This window comes from Pontibacter populi (genome assembly GCF_019336435.1).
GTDB lineage: Bacteria > Bacteroidota > Bacteroidia > Cytophagales > Hymenobacteraceae > Pontibacter > Pontibacter humidus.
This window is the reverse complement of the sequence record NZ_JAHWXQ010000001.1, coordinates 171,590-192,375: the sequence shown is the minus strand read 5'-3', so window position 1 is coordinate 192,375 and position 20,786 is coordinate 171,590. Positions and strand designations below refer to the sequence as shown.

The 20,786-nt window shown below is 45.0% G+C and carries 15 protein-coding genes and 1 tRNA gene; 11 read left to right on the top strand and 5 right to left on the bottom strand.

What is annotated here, in order from left to right:
- Nucleotides 1–106 precede the first annotated feature (106 nt).
- Nucleotides 107–1,141, top strand: a complete 1,035-nt coding sequence (locus KYK27_RS00765) for a COX15/CtaA family protein (RefSeq protein WP_199108167.1) — start codon at nucleotides 107–109, stop codon at nucleotides 1,139–1,141.
- 155 nt (nucleotides 1,142–1,296) lie between these two features.
- Nucleotides 1,297–1,803, top strand: a complete 507-nt coding sequence (locus KYK27_RS00760; RefSeq protein WP_199109175.1) for a phosphoheptose isomerase — start codon at nucleotides 1,297–1,299, stop codon at nucleotides 1,801–1,803.
- An 87-nt stretch (nucleotides 1,804–1,890) separates the two neighbouring features.
- On the opposite strand, the gene KYK27_RS00755 is transcribed toward KYK27_RS00760, so the two are convergent.
- Nucleotides 1,891–5,601: an SBBP repeat-containing protein gene (locus tag KYK27_RS00755; RefSeq protein WP_199108166.1), complete on the bottom strand. Its 3,711-nt coding sequence runs from the start codon at nucleotides 5,599–5,601 to the stop codon at nucleotides 1,891–1,893.
- Nucleotides 5,602–6,160: 559 nt separating this feature from the next.
- Between KYK27_RS00755 and KYK27_RS00750 the strand changes: the two genes are divergently transcribed.
- From KYK27_RS00750 to KYK27_RS00715, 8 genes are all read left to right on the top strand, one after another.
- Nucleotides 6,161–10,189, top strand: a complete 4,029-nt coding sequence (locus KYK27_RS00750; protein ID WP_199108165.1) for a response regulator — start codon at nucleotides 6,161–6,163, stop codon at nucleotides 10,187–10,189.
- Nucleotides 10,179–11,009, top strand: a complete 831-nt coding sequence (locus KYK27_RS00745) for a CheR family methyltransferase (RefSeq protein WP_199108164.1) — start codon at nucleotides 10,179–10,181, stop codon at nucleotides 11,007–11,009. The genes KYK27_RS00750 and KYK27_RS00745 overlap by 11 nt, the downstream gene beginning before the upstream one ends.
- Nucleotides 11,009–11,581, top strand: a complete 573-nt coding sequence (locus tag KYK27_RS00740) for a chemotaxis protein CheB (RefSeq protein ID WP_199108163.1) — start codon at nucleotides 11,009–11,011, stop codon at nucleotides 11,579–11,581. The genes KYK27_RS00745 and KYK27_RS00740 overlap by 1 nt, the downstream gene beginning before the upstream one ends.
- Nucleotides 11,571–12,773 (top strand): sensor histidine kinase, encoded by a 1,203-nt coding sequence (locus KYK27_RS00735; protein ID WP_199108162.1) that lies wholly within the window; start codon nucleotides 11,571–11,573, stop codon nucleotides 12,771–12,773. Before KYK27_RS00740 ends, KYK27_RS00735 begins: the two co-directional genes overlap by 11 nt.
- A gap of 52 nt (nucleotides 12,774–12,825) precedes the next feature.
- Nucleotides 12,826–13,128 carry a hypothetical protein gene (locus KYK27_RS00730; protein ID WP_199108161.1) on the top strand — a complete coding sequence of 101 codons (303 nt, stop codon included), beginning with the start codon at nucleotides 12,826–12,828 and terminating at the stop codon, nucleotides 13,126–13,128.
- Nucleotides 13,129–13,164: 36 nt separating this feature from the next.
- The gene (locus tag KYK27_RS00725; protein ID WP_199108160.1) at nucleotides 13,165–13,611 is read left to right on the top strand and encodes a hypothetical protein; all 447 of its coding nucleotides are present in this window, start codon (nucleotides 13,165–13,167) and stop codon (nucleotides 13,609–13,611) included.
- 388 nt (nucleotides 13,612–13,999) lie between these two features.
- The gene (locus tag KYK27_RS00720) at nucleotides 14,000–14,926 is read left to right on the top strand and encodes a lytic transglycosylase domain-containing protein (protein ID WP_199108159.1); all 927 of its coding nucleotides are present in this window, start codon (nucleotides 14,000–14,002) and stop codon (nucleotides 14,924–14,926) included.
- Nucleotides 14,927–15,392: 466 nt separating this feature from the next.
- Nucleotides 15,393–16,742, top strand: coding sequence for a hypothetical protein (locus KYK27_RS00715; RefSeq protein ID WP_199108158.1), 1,350 nt, complete (start codon nucleotides 15,393–15,395; stop codon nucleotides 16,740–16,742).
- A 166-nt stretch (nucleotides 16,743–16,908) separates the two neighbouring features.
- Here the strand turns inward: KYK27_RS00715 and KYK27_RS00710 are convergent.
- The 4 genes from KYK27_RS00710 to KYK27_RS00695 all read right to left on the bottom strand — a co-directional run bounded on the left by KYK27_RS00710 (nucleotide 16,909) and on the right by KYK27_RS00695 (nucleotide 19,645).
- Nucleotides 16,909–16,990, bottom strand: a tRNA-Leu gene (locus KYK27_RS00710).
- A 68-nt stretch (nucleotides 16,991–17,058) separates the two neighbouring features.
- On the bottom strand, nucleotides 17,059–17,592 hold the full coding sequence (locus tag KYK27_RS00705) for an iron-sulfur cluster co-chaperone HscB C-terminal domain-containing protein (RefSeq protein ID WP_199108157.1): 534 nt from the start codon (nucleotides 17,590–17,592) through the stop codon (nucleotides 17,059–17,061).
- 860 nt (nucleotides 17,593–18,452) lie between these two features.
- Nucleotides 18,453–18,743 carry a putative quinol monooxygenase gene (locus KYK27_RS00700; RefSeq protein ID WP_199108156.1) on the bottom strand — a complete coding sequence of 97 codons (291 nt, stop codon included), beginning with the start codon at nucleotides 18,741–18,743 and terminating at the stop codon, nucleotides 18,453–18,455.
- 125 nt (nucleotides 18,744–18,868) lie between these two features.
- Nucleotides 18,869–19,645: an S-adenosyl-l-methionine hydroxide adenosyltransferase family protein gene (locus KYK27_RS00695; protein ID WP_199108155.1), complete on the bottom strand. Its 777-nt coding sequence runs from the start codon at nucleotides 19,643–19,645 to the stop codon at nucleotides 18,869–18,871.
- 97 nt (nucleotides 19,646–19,742) lie between these two features.
- Here KYK27_RS00695 and KYK27_RS00690 point away from each other — a divergent pair, with 97 nt between their 5' ends.
- Complete coding sequence (locus KYK27_RS00690) at nucleotides 19,743–20,783, top strand: PhoH family protein (protein ID WP_162427215.1); 1,041 nt, start codon at nucleotides 19,743–19,745, stop codon at nucleotides 20,781–20,783.
- The last annotated feature ends 3 nt before the right edge of the window (nucleotides 20,784–20,786 follow it).

The window sequence follows — 20,786 nt, the reverse complement described above, 5'->3', positions numbered from 1 at the left end:
TATAGGCGGAGCACGGTTACCAGCTATTAAATTTATTTCAGGAATGACTTACGTCATATGTGAGGGGAAAATATTTAAACACCTTTACCCGATTTATTCAAGACCTATGCAACAGACAAAATACAATCCGGCTATAGTTTGGTGGCTGATGAGCGGCGTGCTCCTGATACTGGCCATGGTGGTTATCGGTGGCATTACCCGGCTAACCGGTTCGGGCTTATCTATAGTGGAGTGGAATGTAATATCGGGTACGCTGCCACCCCTAAACGAACAGGCCTGGCTGGTGGCTTTCGAAAAGTACAAGCAATTTCCTGAGTACCAGAAATTAAACTATAACATGGACCTGGCAGGGTTTAAAAATATTTTCTGGTGGGAGTATGTGCACCGCTTGCTGGGGCGTACTACAGGGCTGGTATTTATAGTTCCGTTCCTCTATTTCTTCGCCAAAAAGCAACTCACCGGGTGGTTGTTCGGGAGGCTGCTGTTTATTTTATTGCTTGGCATGGCCCAGGGACTGATGGGCTGGGTAATGGTAAAAAGTGGTCTGAGCGAAAATCCGCATGTAAGCCACTACCGCCTGGCTGCACACCTGTTACTGGCCCTAACTTTAATAGGTGTCATCCTCTGGACCATAGCAGATCTTACGATGGACAAAAGGCGCTATGTTCCCGGCAACCTGACTATAGTTGCCAAAGTAGTGTTGGCAGCAGTTCTTATCCAAATTGTGTTGGGTGCTTTTGTGGCAGGCCTGAAAGCTGGTTTTTCGTTTAACACCTATCCGCTTATGGGCGGGGAGTTCTTCCCGTCTTATTTAAAAGGTGAGCTTACGTTTTTCAATTTTCTGGATAATGGTGTTACGGTACAGTTCATACACCGGTGGGTAGCTATAGTTGTGCTCTTAAGTGTAATTTACTTCTGGTATCGCAGCCGGGCTGAAAAGCTGCAGCAAAAATCAAAACAACTAATGAACATATTAGTCCTGGCTATTTTGGTACAGATGGGTTTGGGCATTGCCACATTGATTTTAGCTGTGCCGGTTTCCTTAGGAGTGCTACACCAGGTAGTAGCAGTTGCCCTCTTTTCTGTTTCTGTTCTGCTGGTTCATCAGTTATCTGGCAAGGCAGCGCTGGAGAAGGTGTGATTTAGGATTGGCAAAACCTGTTTATTGCTTATTTTTGTAGTTACTATATAAATTTATTATAAGAATTTTGCAGTAACATTTCTTTGGTATCACAGTATTCATATATTTCTAACTTAATAACTATGGATACGCGCGAGATTAATAATATAGACTTCATGGTGACGGAAGAAGAGGATAAGTCAAACGTGTTTAGTAAAATACAGCAAGAACTTAAGGATAAAGGCTTTACAATAGATAAAGAAGACCAAACCCGCCCATGGGGTGGATTTTTTGTAATTGATGAAAGCCAGGCACAACGATTTGCAGATACCTACTTTGATGGAATGTCTGTGGATGAGCTGCGAATCTCGGGTAAACTGAGCCCTAAGATGCTGGTTGTAGCTCCTGAGAAAAGATTATCGTGGCAGTACCATCACCGCAGAGCTGAGATATGGAAAGTAACGCAGGGAACTGTAGGTGTTGTAACCAGCCAGACCGATGAAGAAGGCGAACTGAGAACTCTGCAAACCGGCGACCAGATAAAACTGAAACAAGGCGAACGCCACCGCCTGGTTGGCCTGAATGGCTGGGGCGTGCTGGCCGAGATCTGGCAGCACACGGATGGAACAAACCCATCAGATGAAGATGATATTGTACGCGTACAGGACGATTTTGGCAGGTAGTCTGTCCAGTATTGCACTAACAAAAACAGGGGCCGCTATTTTTAGCGGCCCCTGTTTTTGTTAGTTGGCTTTCGCTTATAAACTTATTTATTTCTGAACTACCAGCTTTACCGTCTGTAGGGTGCTGCCACTGGTAAGGCGCACTAAGTACATACCTTTTGGCAGTTCTGCTGCGTGAAGCTCGTGCTGGTAGTGCTGTCCTGTTTGGGAAGATCCAGCAGCAATACCTTTGATCAGTGCTCCTTTCATATCGTAAAGTTCGAGCGTATATTCACCATCCTCTCCGCTGGTAAAGGCCAGGGTAGTGCGGTCACTGAAGGCAGTAGGGTATGCCTGCAATCCCACCTGCTCTGGCATAGCAGCTGTAAGAGCCGCCTGGCTGTTCACGTTTTTCACGCCATTGCGGTGAATGATGATGTTGCCCCCGCCGATCGTAGAGCAGGCTTCCTCGTTTTCATCCAGGTCACCTGATCCACAGGCAGATTGATTGTCATACACTACTTTACCCCGGGTGCCGTCTTGCTGTATTTCACACACGAGTATGCGCAACCGGTCCGGCTCTTTGGAATTGTCGAGCTGCCCGTCGGTGGCTGCTACCAGGAACATGAACTTCCTCGGATCAGTCACCGTCTCACCATTCTCTTTCAGGTAAGTCACTAGGCCGGTTCCGCGGTAAAAGGCCTGATTGCCGGAGATGACCAATGTACGGGCCTGCTGGGAAATGCTCCTGAAATAGAATGAGCCATTCTCAAGCAGTAGCTGCGTTTCGCCCTGCAGCGCATTGGCTTCCCCTTTCTTGTACTTAGTCATCAGGCCAAAGTAGGCCTTGGTGCCTTTCTGCATAAATTCGTAATCGATGTTGGTCGGTGATTTAATCCAGCCTCCTCCGGTGACAAAACCTGCGGCCGGATCATACACGTGCACGTAAAGCGTAGTATCTTTAGCAGGACAACGCGCCTCACCTCCATAAGCCACGCTCAGCTTATACATATCAGGATCAGAAGACCAGTTGACTTTGATGGTGTTAGTACCCTGGCCGGTAAAGCTCGTGTAATCAGAGCCATCGGAACTGGTGATGAGCCAGGCAAAGGAAGTGTCATTGGAATCTGAAAGGGAATAAGTGGAACCTTTGGTCTTCACGGCAACTGTAGTTGTGCCCTGAATGGCTGCGTCCACTAAAGCAGGACAGGGGCTCTGGCTGTACTTGATGGTTAGGAAATCCCCACCGGTTCCGGTTTTTGTGTCGTAACTGTAGCCTGTAACAATGACATTGCCTGCCGGATCGAGAGCCAGGTCTCTTGCTTCGTCTTCAGGACCCTCTGTTTGTGCGTTCCAGAGTTGGGTGCCATCGTAAGCATTATATTTAAGGGTAGTAAATACTCTGCTGCTATAGTTCTCAACAAAACTGAAACCAGTAACATACACCCCACCTCGGTTATCAACAGCAATTGCTTTTACATAGCTGTTGCTTTCCCCTTCAAAGTTCCTTACCCAATCCTGCTCCCCGGTGGCAGCATTATACCGTACAGTAACATAATCTGTGTCATAATCAGGCAGCAACTCAAAACTGTTACCGGTAACGTACACGCCGCCTTGATCGTCTACAGCTATGCCTATGGCATTGTAGCTGCTGTTATCTTCTCCTTTATATCTGCTAACCCATACCTCTTTGCCATTTGTTGCGGCATAGCGAATGGTTGCGTAATCATCTTCGCTGTTCACGTTTCCACTGCTACCGGTAACAAAGATATTGCCCTGCTTATCAGTTGAAATAGCAACAGCCTTGTTATCGCTATAGCTATTTGCTCCATTGTAGCGGCTTGCCCAATTCTGGGTACCGTCTGAGGCATTGTAGCGTACAGTGACATAATCTGTCCCGGCATCAGCATAGCTATAGCCAGTCACGAAGACACCTCCTTTATTGTTAGCTACAATGTCTGCGGCTACAGCATTGTTATAGCGTTTGACCCATACCTGCTCTCCTGAGATTGCATCATACCGGATAGCAGCGAACTCTGAATTAGAATTATCTCCACTTGTGCTATTGCCTAATATGTAAACGCCACCACTGGTATCAACGGCTACAGCTATGGCTTCGTCACTTGCGAAGCTTCCTACCAAGCCATTGTAGCGATTTGCCCAGCTCTCATTGCCAGTCTCTGCGTCGTACCGGATAGTAATGAAGTTAGAGTCATCTATGCTGGTCCAGTCATTCATATAACCCGTGACATAAACGCCGCCTTTGTTGTCAACGGCTATAGCATGAGCAATGTTAATAAAGCCTTTATCATAAACTTTTGCCCATAATTGCTCACCCTCCGGAGAGTACTTAACCGTAACAATAGTTTCTGAGCTAGTACCTGTAATGTAGCTGTTGCCTTCATTATCTATGGTAACAGCTATAGCTGCATCATTTTGGCTACCTATAGTGCTGTGCCGTGCAACCCATGCTTGCTCTCCAGTAGTAGCATTGTAACGTATAGTGGCGTATCCTTTATCACTGGTACCAGCAACGAACACCCCTCTAAGATTGTCGATGCCAAGGGCTACTGGTATGTCTGATCTATTGCCTTCTTTGTATTGTTTAGCCCAGATCTCTTCGCCTGTAGCAGCTGCGTAGCGAACAGTCGTATAATCATAATCATTAAAATAGTTATAGTCGCCCTTCGTAAAGCCAGTAACATATACACCTCCGGCATTGTCAACTGCAATATCAACTGCTTCACCATACCCATTACTATTCTCAAAGTAGCTGACCCATTCCTTTTCGCCCGAACCCATGTCGAATCGAATAGTAACATAGCTTTCGCTTGAGTGTCCGGCGTTTCCATAACCAGTTACATAGATGCCACCCTGATCATCTACAGCGATCGCATTGGGAAGAGCGCCTTCATAGAATCTGACCCATTTCTCTTCGCCTGTTGTTGCCTCATAACGAGCAAGAACCAATCGTCCACCGCTATTGCCTGTAACATATACATTGCCATTATTGTCGATAGCAATGGACTTGCCTGTTGTATACTGAAAGCTTTTGTCTAATTGTGTTGTCCAATCCTCTTTTCCTGAGACTGCATTGTAGCGGACTGTGCTTATAACGGCCTCTTCATCTTCACTCCAACTATTGCCTGTAACATATACTCCACCAGCATTGTCTACAACTATAGCTGTTGGTGAATCAAAGCCTTTATTCAAATCATAATAGCTAGTCCAGATTTCTTTACCTGTTGCAGCTTCAAGGTGTGCGGTAGCGTAATCGTAATCCTCGCCATAGGTTTTCATCACTGAATAACTAACGTAGACGCTCCCTTTATTATCTATGGCAATGTCTGCTCCAGGCATGATTATGTCTTCATCATTGCCTCGGGTATCTAAAATTCGAACCCAGGTCTGCTTCCCTGTAGAAGCATCGTAGCGTATAGTAATATAGTTGTAGTTGACGTAGCCGGCTTCCTGATATGTGTACCCAATGACGTAGACGCCACCGGAATTGTCAATAGCGATAGCTAAGGCTTCTGTCTGATTTAAACTGTCATCTTCGTATGCTTGTACCCATAGTTCCTCACCGGTTGGGGAATACTTGATCGTGACAATGTTGCGTCTTTCAGAACCGGAACTGTTGCTTGTACCAATAACGTAGCTGTTGCCAGCTGCGTCCACTGCGATATCAACTGCATTGTCAAGGAGGCTGTCCTGCCTGTCATAGAGCTTTGCCCATTCTTCGGTAACTTGTTGTGCCGATACTGTAAGGCTACTAAAACAAAGTAAAAGCCCTAGCCAAAAAGGTAATTTTTTATTCATAGCTGTAAACTGTTTTTGGTTATTAAAGTGATCAAACGTGTTGCTCCTGCCGGTGCTGCAGTTAAGCCTGGTGGATTATCGACTGATAATGAGGTGTTTAGCTCTTAAGCGCTTATAGTAGAATACGCTTTAGAAAAGGGTGTGATTTAAAAAATTGTATTATAAAAATAAAAATTGGTATAGGAGAGTTGCCTGTAGGTAAGCGTATTAAAACCTATGGGGAGTAAACTAAAATGACTTATACTATTCTTGGAGAACAAAAATGGGCTGACTTCAGAAACAAAAAACCAGAATCTATAGATCAACAGCTTTGTAACTTATGCACAAGGAAAGTTCAGGCTAATTTATAGTAGGTACTTTCCCTAAAAACCTACAACAACGGTTAAGGCTACATTAAAGGCATTAACAGCACTATATAGCAAGTTGCCTTCGGCAAAGGTTTTAAATTACTTTATCCTGTCATTTCAAATGCTATAAATCTAAATATTGAAAGTTTATGAGTACATTTTCCTAATTTGCAGGTCCGTTACTCCCTTAAGCCTGAACATAATCTTATTAGATGAACATCCTTAGAAATTTAAAGATCAGAGATAAGCTGTTGCTGCTGCTTTCCCTGTTGTTATTTCCGCTTATATACTTTGTCGTTACTACCATTCGCACTGAAATAGATGAGAATGAACAGCTGAAGCAGGAAGCCATACAGCTGGAGAAGTCTGAAAAAATATCGACACTGATACATGCTTTTCAGAAGGAGCGGGCGCGCATTCTGGTAGCAGCCAGTGGCGATGCTGCCTTCCTGGTTGAGGCAAAGTCACAACGACAGTTAACAGATGCAGCAGAACGCGACCTGAAAGAGTTTTTACTGGCTTCAGGCTTAATGCTGCCCGAGCTGTCTAAACTGGATGATATCAGAAAATACCGTAATGACCTGGATCAAAAGACACTGGATGTTGCAGATTTCAGGCAGTACTCTACCAGTTTGATCTTCGACTTTCTGAGCAGGATGGATGCGAATGCAGGAGGGGTGCGTAATGTTGCGATCGGTAAGCAGCTGACAAGCTTCAGGGATTTGGCGGAGGCCAAGATACAACTGGCCCGGATCAGAAGCCTTTTGATGATGGCTATTCAGGAGAATGGATTTTCTTACAAGAACTTTGCACAATTGCACAGCCAGTACACATTTTATGAAACGTCTCTGGAAGAATTTGCAAGGTATGCGGATGCAACTTCTTTAGCTGATGTGCAAAAGATTATGGCTTCTGAGAACTATAAAAAAGTGTTAGGAATAGTGCAGGATATCGAAGAGACTCCTGATCTTGACCTGGCGAACTATAGCAACACAGCCACCTTCAATTTATTTACCCGAAGCATAGAAGATCTTAGGGTAGCAGAGATGCAGCTCATTAGCAGGATTAAGGAACAGGTAAATCAGGAAATCGTTCAGAGAGAGCGAACCATGACCTTGCTGGTAATCGGGATGCTGCTTATACTCGGTCTTACAGGATTTCTTTCTTTTTACATCATCAATCTTATTTCAAACGCGCTCTCTGTACTTAAAACCGCTGCCGACCGCATTAAGCTCGGCGCTACTGATGTAACTATAGATATTCACAGCAAGGATGAGATCGGAAGTGTCGCTTCGTCTTTCCGGGGTGTACTGAATAAAACGGTTTCGCTATCGCAGGTGGCGCAGGCCATCGGGCAAGGCAGGTACGATGTGGAAGTAGCCGTGCAGAGCGAGGAGGATGTGCTGAGTTATGCCATCAGAGACATGAAGGATAACCTGCAACGCTTTACCACCGAAAATGCCAACCGTAACTGGGTACTGACCGGTGTAGCCGAGCTTAGTAACCTGATGGGTGGCGAGGATTCCCTGGAAAGAGTGTCATCGCTTGCGCTGTCCTATCTCTGCAACTATACCGATTCTGACGCGGGTGTACTATACCTGCACAACGATGCAGGCAAACTACAGCCGGTTGCCGGGTATGGAGTGCAGCAGCACAAAGACCAGCTTCCATCTTTCGAGATTGGCATTGGCAAAGTAGGGCAGGCAGTTAAGGAGCGAAAAGTAAAAGTGCTGGAGCAGGTGCCGGAGGAATACCTGCGCATCCGAACTGGCCTTTCAGACATCGAACCGGCTACGGTAATAATTCTACCGCTCTACTTTGGCAATACCCTGGTCGGAGCATTGGAGCTTGCCTCCCGTCAGGCTTACAACGAGGTGAAACGTCGCCTGCTGGACTCTGCCTCCGAGCGCATTTCAGTACTGATCTTTACTTTGAAAGCCCACCTGCAAACCCAGGAACTGCTTTACGAAACACAAAACCAGGCCGAAGAACTGGAAACACAGCAGGAAGAACTACGCCAGCTGAATGCCGAACTCAAAGCGTCGGAAGAAGAGCTGCGTGTGAACCAGGAAGAGCTGCAGGAAAAGAATGCCGAACTGGAAGAGAAGGCACAATTGCTGGAAGAACAGTACGAATCTCTTGCCGCAAAAAACAAAGCCCTGGAAGACGCTCGTGAAGCAATAGAGCTGAAAATACAGCAGGTAGAAACGGTGAGTAAGTATAAGAGCGATTTCCTGGCCAACATGAGCCATGAATTACGTACGCCGCTAAACAGTATACTTATACTTTCCAGGCTGCTTGCCGATAATACCGAGAATACCTTATCTACCAAGCAGATCGACCATGCACAGATCATTCACCGTTCCGGTAACGACCTGCTGAAACTGATAAACGAGATACTGGACCTGTCTAAGATCGAGTCGGGTATGATTAAGCTGGAAACGGATGAGGTGAAACTGGAAAATATCTCGATGGAGCCACTTTTCCGCGAAATGGCTGCCAAAAAGAAGATCCATTTTAAAGAGACCTTTACACCAGGCAGCTTTGAAACTATAGTTACAGACCGTTTCCGGTTAGAGCAGATCCTGAAGAATTTCATCGGCAATGCCATGAAATTTACCGAACAGGGTGGCGAAGTGGAACTGGCCATTTACCCGGTTACAAGCAGGCCTAAATTCAGGTCGGAGTACCTGCGCGAGCAAACTGATATTGTAGCCTTTGCGGTACGCGATACAGGGATAGGCATAGCAAAAGAGAAACAGGATGTCGTGTTCGAGGCATTCCAGCAGGCTGATACATCTACTACACGCAAGTATGGTGGAACTGGTCTGGGACTAACTATAAGCAAAGAGCTGGCAACCTTACTTGGCGGCGAAGTTATACTTGAAAGTGAGCCGGGCAAAGGCAGCACCTTTACGCTATACCTTCCTAAAACACCGGTAGGCACAGATGCAAAACAACAAACTACAAGCAGGCAGCCGGAAATAAATGCACCGTCACAAAAACCGGATGGCAGAATAGGCGGCATCAGCCAGATGTTCCATAAAATAGACCAGAAAGACAACAAAGAGATCTCGGTACTGATCGTGGAAGACGACAAAGGCTTCAGCGATATTCTGGCTGACTTTGCGGTGGCCAAGAACTTTAAAGTGCACCAGGCTTATACCGGAAACGATGGCCTGAAACTGGCCCGCCAGGCAAAGCCTGATGCCATGCTGCTCGACATTCAGTTGCCGGATATAAATGGTTGGGATGTGCTGCGACAGGTGCGGGAAGATAAGGAGCTGCGCCACATAAACGTGCACGTCATGTCGGCTTACGACAAAGAAGTGATAGGCGAACATGGCAACAACGAAGAGTATCTGCCAAAGCCGGTAACGCTGGAAATGCTTAACAAGGCGTTCACCACCATTTCGTCTACATCCGGAGCATCTATCGAGAATATCCTGATCGTGGAAGATAACGAGATAGAGAACCGGGCTGTATCTGAACTGTTGCTGGCGCATGGCCTTAAATCTACTTCAGCTTACTCGGCGGAAGAGGCAGAACAGATACTGGCCAAGCAGAAAGTGGACTGTATTATACTTGACCTGAACCTGCCGGGCATGAAAGGCTATGACTGGATGAAGAAGATCAAATCGCAAACTGGTCTTTCTGATATTCCGATCATCATTTATTCGGGCAAAGACCTGAACGAGGAAGAGGAAACCGCCCTGAAGGAGTTCGCCAACACGATCATCATTAAAAACGAATACTCTTACCTGCGTTTGCTGGATGAAGTACAGCTGTTCCTGCACAAGGTGAACCAGAAGCTGCCGTCGGGCAAGGAGTTTAAGATGAAGCTGCACGTGCCGGAAGAGGTGCTGCGCGATAAAAAAGTGCTGGTAGTAGATGACGATGTACGTAACATTTACTCGCTGAGCAGCCTGCTGGAACTACACGGCATGGAGGTAGTGGTGGCCTACGATGGCAAAGAGGCTATCGAGAAACTGGAAGCAGAGAAAGGGATTGACATGGTACTGATGGATGTGATGATGCCGGAAATGGACGGTATAGAAGCAACAAAACGAATCAGGGCGATCTCTCGTTTTAAGCAGCTGCCAATAATTGCGCTTACCGCGAAAGCCATGAAAGAAGACAAAGAGAAGTGCCTGGAAGCAGGCGCCTCCGATTACATACCAAAACCAGTAGATACCGACAAGTTACTCACCTTAATGCGGGTATGGCTGTATGAAGCTTGAGAACGAAGCGCGTTTTGAGCAGGACGTAGAAGAGCTTATCAAAGAGATACATACGCAGTACGGGTATGATTTCAATGGATATGCGCGGGCATCGGTGTATCGCAGGATAAAACGTTTTCTGAGCCATAAGCACTTGACCTCGATGGAAGCCCTGCGGAAAGAGCTGTTTTTGGATAGCTATTTCTTTGAGAATTTTTTGCAGGAGATCACTGTGAACGTGACTGAAATGTTCCGCGACCCGTCGTTCTTCCTGTCGTTGCGCGAAAACGTTTTGCCCATACTTTCAACGTATCCGTTTATTAAGATCTGGGATGCGGGCTGCTCTACCGGTGAGGAGCTTTTCTCGCTGGCTATACTTTTAAAAGAAGAAGGGCTGCTGGAACGCACCAAAATCTACGCGACCGATATAAACCAGAAAGTGCTGAAACAGGCAAAAGCAGGTATATTTTCGGCAGCCAACATGCCAGCTTATACGTCGGGTTACTATGCAGCCGGTGGCAGGCAGGAGTTTTCGAGCTACTATAGCAGCAACTATGGCAGTGTAAAGTTCGACTCATCACTGGTGAAAAATGTGATCATCTACCCGCATAACCTGGCCACTGATTTCTCTTTTAATGAATTTCACCTGATCCTTTGCCGCAACGTGCTGATATACTTTAACCGGGAACTGCAGGAGCGGGTGTTCAAACTTTTTGATGAGAGCATGGTGAGCTTAGGCTACCTGGCGCTTGGTAAAAAAGAGACCCTGGCCATGTCGGAGATCAGCAGCAACTATAATTTTGTAGACAAGAATAACCGGATTTACCGCAAGATCAACTGATGGAAACATCGTCTAAAGTTATTGTAATAGGCGGCTCCTGGGGCGGAATTCAGGCTTCTGTAACTATACTGAAGGCGCTGCCGGCCAACTACAGCATACCCATAGTACTGGTGCTGCACCGGTTACGGAACCATGATGGCAACCTGCAGGATGTATTTAAGCATAAAATTGCCCTGAAAGCAGTAGAGGTAGAGGAGAAGGAAATGCTACAACCGGGCCATGTATACCTGGCACCCTCCAACTACCATGTACTGCTGGAAAAAGACCATACCTTTTCGCTGGACGACTCTGAACTGGAGAATTATTCACGGCCGTCGATAGATGTTACCTTTACAAGTGCTGCCGATGTGTTTGCCCATAACACAATAGGTATCCTATTAAGTGGCGCCAGTAAAGACGGAAGTTCAGGATTAAAGTATATCTTTGAAAAACAAGGTAAAACTATTGCGCAGGATCCTAACGAGGCCGAAATTAAAATCATGCCTTTAGCAGCTATTGAAAGTATACCCGGCTGCACTGTCATGAACTTAGAGCAAATACAAGCATTTTTACTTTCCTTACATGATCACTGACGAACATCTTACTCCTCTGGCTTTAGAATCTGGCTTGCATCAGGTAAAGATTCTGTTAGTGGATGACAAGGCGGAAAACCTGGTTAGCCTGGAGAGTTTACTTTCTAAGGAAGATGAGCATATCACTTACCTTTTTGCCAACTCCGGCGAAGAGGCCCTGAAAATTGCGTTACAGGAAGAACTGGCCCTGATACTGCTGGACGTACAGATGCCCGGCATGAACGGGTATGAAGTAGCACGTTTCCTGCGTGATATTTCCAAAACAAGGGATATTCCGATCATATTTGTAACGGCCATAAACGAGCAGGATGCGCACGTAATTGAAGGCTTTGAAGCTGGTGCTGTCGATTTCCTTTTCAAGCCGCTGCACCCGTACATTACAAAAGCCAAGGTATCTACCTTCGTGAAGTTTTACCTGCAGAAGAAAGAGCTTGAAAAAGTAAATAAGCGTACCCTAGAGATAAACCAGGAACTGGAAGAGCGCGTGAAAGAGCGTACCAAGGAGCTTACCCGTGTAAATAAAGACCTTGATAACTTTGTTTACACCGCCTCACACGACCTGAAAGCACCTATCAATAACATAGAAGGCCTGATGAAAGCGCTGCACGAAACGCTGCAGGAAAAGAGCCTTGAACTATCGGATGTGACACCGATCCTGAACATGATCAATGACTCGGTGCGTCGCTTTAAAAACACCTTGCTGGACCTGACAGAAGTTGCCAAAGTGCAGTATGAAGAGGCCGACGGAAAAGACAAGGCCCACTTTAAAGAAATACTGGATGATGTAAAGCTGAACATCAAAGACCTGATAAAAGGGTATGAAGCAACTATAGTTGACGATTTTTCGGAGGCACCGGAAATGTTGTTTTCCAAGAAGAACCTGCGCAGCATCATCTATAACCTGGTTTCAAATTCTATAAAGTATAGCTCCCCGAACCGTAAACCCGAGGTAAAGATATCTACTTCGCCTACTGAAGAAGGTGTATTGCTGACGGTACAGGATAACGGCCTCGGCCTTAAAAAAGAAGATCAGGGTAAAATATTTGATATGTTCAAGCGCCTGCACTCGCATGTAGATGGGACCGGCGTGGGCCTGGCCATTGTAAAGCGCATTGTAGATAACTGCGACGGGCGTATAGAATTTGAGAGCGAACTGGGCAAAGGTTCTGTTTTCCGCATTTATTTAAAGTAAACACCCCAACTATACTTGCCCGGCAAAACCGGGTGCTGCCGTTTCAGTTGCTATGAACTCCGTAAAACTTAGCGCTTACTATAAGCTTTATGCGTTCCCGGATTACCAGAGTATGCAGACCGGGAGGCGGTATTTACAGCGTGTGGTGCTGGCAAAAGCGCTGACCGAAGTGCAGGAAAAAGAAGTACGCACTTACCTGCAACGTAATAACCCGGGCGGGTATAAAAATTACCTTGAGCCCATGCATCACTCCTCATCCTACTTTCCCGCTGACAGGTCGTTTGTTTCGGCACTGCAGTTACTGTACAAAAGCAATGGTTACTCGGCTCGTTACATAGTGGTAGAGCGCGTATAAGCTTATTTAATTCTACTAAAACATCAGATCAAAGCCATGGAAGAACGCCCTACCCGCGATAAAAAAGCAATTCAGCAACTATACAATGATGTACTTCCTGCACTGGGGCAGCACATCCATAATAATATTGCGCCTGTTATAGAGCTGTTCGAAAACTTTACCCTGGAACGCCTGCTCGATACCTGGACCAAAGACCCCTCAGATAATGAGAAGGAGGTATCGGTAGAGAACGGGAATATCCAGAACCTGGGTTTAAAGATCAGGCTAGAAGGTTTTAATAAACCGGGCGCAGAACCGTTTGATATTACCAAAGATCTGCTTTTTAAGCTGGAACACAACAGTTATACTATAGGCCATGATAAGAATACTACCTGGCTCGAGAAAGAATACCTGCAACGCTGGACACCTGCTGAATTTGAAACTATAGCCGGCAAGTGGAGCGATGAGCTGATTGAGGAAATAACTGAAAAGTTGCAGGGATAGGAGCATAAGTATTAGACTCCCCCTTTTGAGAGCAGGGCTGTTTTACTCTTTTGAATTATCGTTTATGGCGCGAGCGTCCTCGCTCGTGTCGAACTATAGTCAGGGCCTCTGGCCCAGTAGGATTACAAATCCGACTCCATACTAAAAACACGGGTTACAAACCCGCGCTAGCAAATAGTTACAGCAAAGAAAAGTATACAGCTCTACCAGAGTGGGGTTTTGGGTAAGTTTAAGCTGCGAAATCGAAACCCTTAAATTGAATCAGGCAACTTAAGTTATAAAAGTACTGTTGAGCTCGTTCTGACGTTGTCTCTTTGATTGGTCTGCAATTTTTACTAATTTAAGGAGGGCGTTTTAACAAATAGTCTGAAGAGAGAAGGAGGAAGCTATGGTACAACAGAAGTGGAAATATATTGCTATCACACTTATTATAGTGGTTGGACTGCAGCTGTTTAGTCAGCAGCAGCTAATTACGGCTGGTAGCAATAAGCTGGCTTCGGCAGAGGAGGTTAATAATACAACTGTGATCAGGTCTCCGGTTGTGCCTACCACACTAAGTTTTGCCGGCGAACCGGTACCATTGCACGTGCCCGATGTGGCAGAACGACTGGATCGTGAGCTTCTGGTGAACTCTTACCTGCACGCTACCACCTTGCTCGGCCTGAAGCGCATGCAGCGCTACGAGCCTGAGATAAAAACGCTCCTGAAAGAAAACGACATCCCCGAAGACTTTATTTACCTGGCGCTTGCCGAAAGCTTGTTTGGTCAGGTAACCTCACCGGCTGGGGCAGCAGGTTTCTGGCAGCTTATGCCCGATACTGCCCGTGGCTACGGCCTTATCGTTAACAGTGAAGTGGACGAGCGCTTCCATGTGCGTAAAGCCACCCTGGCAGCGGTTAAATACCTGAAAAGTGCGAAGAACCGCTTTGGTTCCTGGACCAACGCAGCGGCCTCTTATAACCGGGGCATGGGCGGCCTGGACCGCGCACTGCAACAACAGGGCGTAGAGAATTACTATGATCTCTACCTGAACGACGAGACCTCACGGTACATGTTCCGCATTCTGGCCTTAAAAGAAGTATTGGGCAACCCGCAGAAATATAGGTTTGAACTGCCGGCAGGGGAGGGCTACCAGCCACTGCCAACACGCACAGTTAAAGTTACCTCCACTATTACTGACCTGCCTGCCTACGCGCTGCAGCAAGGCACCAACTATAAAACCCTGCGCCTCTACAACCCCTGGATAAAAGACTATGCCCTAACCATAGCTCAAGGCAAGGAGTTTGAGTTGATGTTGCCTGCAAAGGCGAATTAGGTTGTATAGTTAGCGTACAGAGTCGAATCTAGAACTATAAAGAAATACCAACCTATAAACATAAGAGCCACTGAAATTCAGTGGCTCTTATGTTTATAGGTTGTTCGTGTTTGGGTGTGCTGCAACAAAAGCCTTAGTTCCGCTCGGAATTTGTTATTGACCTTGCTGTTTTCACCAGCAAGTGAAATCAGCAGAGTAGATGGATTATTGGTGATAACACCAACAATGGCTGGAATAGCTTGAGAATTGAATTTTCAGATGAGCAGCAAACTTATTGAGCAGGATCATGAGTATTAAATCAAATTGACTACTTTCTTTACTGTCAAACTGCGAGAAATATTCCGCTCGATTTATGATAGAGGAATCTTAATAAAAAGAACCGGCTAATCCCGGTACTTTTGCATATATTATTGCCAATATATCAACTTATAATGATGAGCAGTCATCAAGAAATTGGCAAAGCACCATGAGGTATTTAGAGGAAATCATTGATAGTCTTAATGTTTATAGTAAAGAGTTCTACAGTTTAATAATGGATGCGGAGGATGATTTCTTATGTAAGCTAATTGAAACTTTTAATCTTGCGGTAAACAACTCAGATCCTATAGAAAAACAAAACACAGGATTCAACTTTGTAGCAAACTCAACTCTTAGTGGGGTTGCTTTTCCTTGTTCGAGTTTTGAATGCAGTTTTCAGGCTGTACATAATTTAGCTAGGAACGCTATTCTTTACGCTGATACTGTTTACATCCAGAATCCATTCATCCGATATGTTCACTATAAATCATTTGATCTAAAGTCCAGAGACAATATTTGTAATAGTTTCTTAACCATATATGCTCTAATGCCTCTTTTTAGATCAGGTATTTTTGAGTTCACAAAGTCTACTGTACATCACTGCCAAGACTGCTATAAGAAATTTCAAAAACAGTACTTAGATGTTGTCGAATACAACAGTCAAGCAATTGAAGATATAATTGTAGACTATGTTTTGGAAAACCTTGACTTCTCTTTATTCTTAAGTAGAAGTGGTGAAAAATGCATTGAAATTTCTAGTAAGACTGATTTTTTAGATCACCCTATAGTTATTTCTTTTGTACACTACATTCCAAACCCATTAAAAAGAATCAAAATAATAGGTGAAAAAATAAAATTGACACCGGATGTTATTAAAGAGTCGGGGGTGTTATATGATTTTCTTGTTCCCTTATCAGATAACCTGTACATTCAAAACTTTTACTCAAGGTACTATTCTGCTAATATTTTAACTAACAGAGAATTTGATATTGAAATGTCGAGTCTCTTGAATGATAGATTCCATGCTTCCAGTGAAACTTCTCAAAGGTCTAGGGTTTTACAAAGCATAAATCATCTTGTTCCATTTATTAATGATGTGAGTCTGACTAAATTGCTTCAACTCAGGCAGAATGAGGGAGAGGCATTTGAAGTTTATAGAGACAAGGTTAACAAACTAACAAAGAATATAGCCTTAAGTGAAGTTGAAGCAAAGGACATATATAATGATGAGATACGACCTGAGCTTAATAGGATAAATATGACTCTTAAGCATAATAAGAAGTTATTGTGGGGTAATATCAAGTCAAATGTTCTTCTGGCATCAACTTATGTATCTGCTAGTCTTTATTCCGGTATTTTACCATCGAACATAGATGCAGTTGTTGCTTCTATTGGTGGATTCGGGTTTGCAAAGTCTATTAGTGATGATATCATCAAATTAATAGCAAAACCCTCTGCACAAGAAAATGAACTTTATTTTTTATGGAAGCTTCAATCATCTAGCAGAATCAAAATATAAGGTTGTGCATTAAAATAGCTTTATGTGTCAGAATATCTTTTATAAAACTAATTTAGTTCATGCCCTCCGTTACAGTTTCAAAGTAGAATTCCGTCCATTACACCGTTCCCCTAAAACAAAAAAGCCTTGCAAATATTCATCTGCAAGGCTTTTTATAGTTTAAGAGTACCCAGAGCCGGGGTCGAACCGGCACAACCGAAGTTATTGGTGTTTGAGACCAACGCGTCTACCAATTCCGCCATCTGGGCTTGTTAGTTCTTAGCTTTGGTTTGGTAATGCCCAGAGCTAGGGTCGAACTAAAATGGCCATTCCTCTATCAGGAACGGGTTGCAAACTTAGATAATGTTTCCTGAATACGCAACAAATATTTTTTCTTTAGATAGTAGGTTTTCACTTCATCCAGGGCCTCGTCTTTGGTAATGCCGTGTAGTTCAGGGTAGCGCTGCAGCACCGGCAAAATGTCGTTGTCGAGTTGGGCAACTATACCTATGGTTTGTTCGCTTATCTGGTGAAACTTAGCTGCATCAAAATCGAATTCCAGTTCCATCAGCTCTTCGTTTATCTCCATCATTTCCATCAGGAATCCGCCCGGAAGCTCGTTCTTACCACCTTCTTCCAACAGGCCATGCTCTTTTAAAATGTACTGCATGCGTAAGTCCTGGTCAGAGAGGGTGCGGTAAGCGTTGGTGTTCTGGGTAGAGAGCTGCAGAATTTCCTGTTGTTTTTCAGGTGTTTCGTTTGCGTAAAAGTCCGGGTGATACTCGCGGCTTAGCTGATAATATTTTGCTTTTATCGCTTTCTCATCAGCCATAAAGCTTTCCGGTATGTTATAAAACTCGAAGTAATTCATGCGTCAGGTTTTAGTTAGCCTTTATCTACAGAGATAAAAGCATGTGGCTTGTCTGTACAAAGGTACAGCAAAAGGCTATAGTTTGTTTAATTCGATGTCTGAGATCGTCAAGTGTGGGCAGGCCCTGCTAGTTGGTGTTATAGTTCTATAGTTACTGTTGATCAAACCACCCCTAGCTCCTTCTTATCTAAGGCGTGGAGTTTTTTCTTGCTCTTCCATCTGTCATCCTGAAAGGATCTTGGTAGAAGGGAGGTAAGGCCTTTACTATAGTCCTGTAAACATTTTCATTGTTGACGTTTTAACCCACCCCTGCCCCTCCCAAGAGGGGAATTTTGGCTGCTACTATAGCTAGGATTATAGTTTTATAGTTGCAGTTTTAACGCCCCTGTAGTTCCCTCAAAGGGACAATTACTGCTTTTATCAATTTCTAAACTATTGTTCTACAGTTATAGGCTAAGAGCAGGACAGGTTTACCTGTCCCTACGGAACTATCACCACGATCAAACTCGAAGCTTGCCAGTTAAAACTATAGCTATCAAGTTTATCTCAGTCTTTGGGTTGAGCGCCTTTGCTTTGTTGCGGTGCCGCCAGGCAATCCGAGGCACGAGGATAGCAAGAAAGCAGCAGCGCGATGCCCGAAGACGAGGCCTCCCGGCCGTGAGGGCACCAAAGAAAACTATAGATCGATAAGTGAGTAGAGCTCCCAGGAGTAGAGGATATTTGAAAGTAAGGCTTGGTTCAAGTAGAGGAGTAACAAACTATAAGCTGAGATAGATTTCTCTCTTCGTTCGAAATGACAGAACAATACTATCAACCCATAACACTAGCAGGAGCTGCGCACACTGCCAGGTCTTTTAGGATTATAGTGCTACCTGTACATTCGACCAGGCCTGTGGCTTATCAGCAAAAAGCGCTTTTGTGGCTTTCCAGACCTGCCCGAAAAGCTCGGAGTCGCGATAATTATTCAGGTGTTCTTCGGAATCCCACAAACTATAAGTACTGTACACGTTGGGGTGGTTCAGGTCCTGCAGAAGCTCTACGTGGTTGCAGCCTTCAAAAGCACGGATCTTGTCTTTAGAAGTACGGAATATCTCTAAAAATCCCCCGGTCTTCTCCGGATGAAATGTCATCCTGACGATGCGAATTAACATAATTTTGAATGAGTGTATGAGTGATTGAGTGAATGGTAAAATTAGGAATTTATATTTCAGAAAGGGAAACTCTCAAAAATGCTAAATTTTATTCACTCATTCACTCAATCAAAATTCAAAACTAATTAACTCCCCGGGTAAAAGCGCACGTCTATCTGCGAGTCGAAGCCCAGACCTAACAGCTCTGCGGCGTGGCCTTTGTTAATGCCGATGCAGAGTTGGTTCAGCGAGTTAAAAATACAGCAGCATTCGCCATCGTCGATGTGGCTATAGTTGGGGTGGATGCGGCCTATTGTTTCGCGGCCAAAATGTATAGTAAAAGTTCTGCCATGGGCGATGGTATCTACGCTGTCGCGGGTTATGTTTGTAATAAGGTTTCCGTAGCGGTCCACGTGTATGACATGGCCGGTAATGGAATGGTCGTTGAGGCGCAACTGGCGATTAAGCAACTGCCGGATGTTGAACGTGCGCTCGCCCAGCACCTCAATATCGCCGCCTGTGGCCAGGTATACAGCCGCAGGTGCCAGCAGGTCTTTCACAGGGAAGGGCATGTATGGATCTTCGGCATTCAATTCTACCACCAACTCCGGTTGCCCGTCTGTTATGAGCGAGAGTAGGCCGTTGTCTGGCATCAGGAAATAGTGGCCTTTGTGGCGGGCTGCATGGAACCTGCCATCCTTGTTGCGCTGGGTATCGACACCAATCAAATGCACGGTGCCTTCCGGGAACTCGTGGTACACAGAACCCAGCACATACTCCGCGTGCGCTATGTTATAAGGCTCTATGGCGTGGGTAATGTCAACGATCTTACAATCAGTATCTAACGAAAGAAGTTTCGCCTTTACCGCAGCCACATAATGATCAGTATATCCAAAATCGGATAGAAACGTAATTACAGCCATCTTTAGAACTATAATTTAGATAAATTTGTAATTATATAAACCAAATTTCTTTAAATTAAAGAAAATATTACCAACATTCTATATAAGAGCTAAACATTTGGTAGAGAAAGTAATAACACTCGAAAATATTTCCCTGATAGACTTTCTGGGAACCGAAAATCAAAATATTAAACAACTCGCTGCCGCATTTCCGAGCAGCAAAATCATATCAAGAGGAAACGAGATCAAAATACAGGGACAAACCCCTGAGATCACAAAAATTCACGAAATACTTTCGTCGCTGATAGACCATTACCATAAGTTCGGGAAGATTACGCATAACAGCGTAAATAGATACCTTTCTTCTGATTCTTTTACCGATGAAGAAGTTATAGTTACCTCTCCGGATGTTATTGTGTATGGCTCGAAGGGTGGCGTTATAAAAGCGAAGACGCCGAACCAGCAGAAGCTGGTGGATGCCATTGAGAAGAATGACCTGGTATTTGCCTTAGGGCCTGCCGGTACTGGTAAAACCTACGTGTCGGTGGCAATGGCGGTACGTGCGCTCAAGAACAAGGAAGTGAAGAAGATCATCATTTCCAGACCGGTAGTGGAAGCAGGCGAAAGCCTTGGTTTCCTGCCTGGTGATATGAAGGAGAAGGTGGATCCATATCTGCGCCCGATCTACGATGCTCTGGAAGACATGATTCCGGTTGAGAAGCTGAAGTATTACCAGGAAAACAAGATCATCGAAATTGCGCCGCTGGCTTACATGCGTGGCCGTACGCTGAACAACGCGTTTGTGCTGCTGGATGAAGCCCAGAATACGACGCCAGCCCAGATGAAGATGTTCCTGACCCGTATGGGCCCGAACGCGAAACTGATGGTAAACGGCGACTGGTCGCAGATAGACTTACCGCGCAACCAGCGTTCCGGTCTGATGGAGGCGTTGAACATACTTCGTGGTGTAAAAGGCATTGGCGTAGTCGAGATGACTGCCGATGACGTGGTGCGTCACAGACTGGTGAAAGACATCGTGAATGCCTACAGCAAGCTGGAAGAAGAACGTCGTGCCAAGCGCGATGCACAGGCCGAAGAAGATGAGAAAAACGGTGTGGTAAACAACAACAGGCGTTTTAGAAATAACGTGCAGGTATAGTTT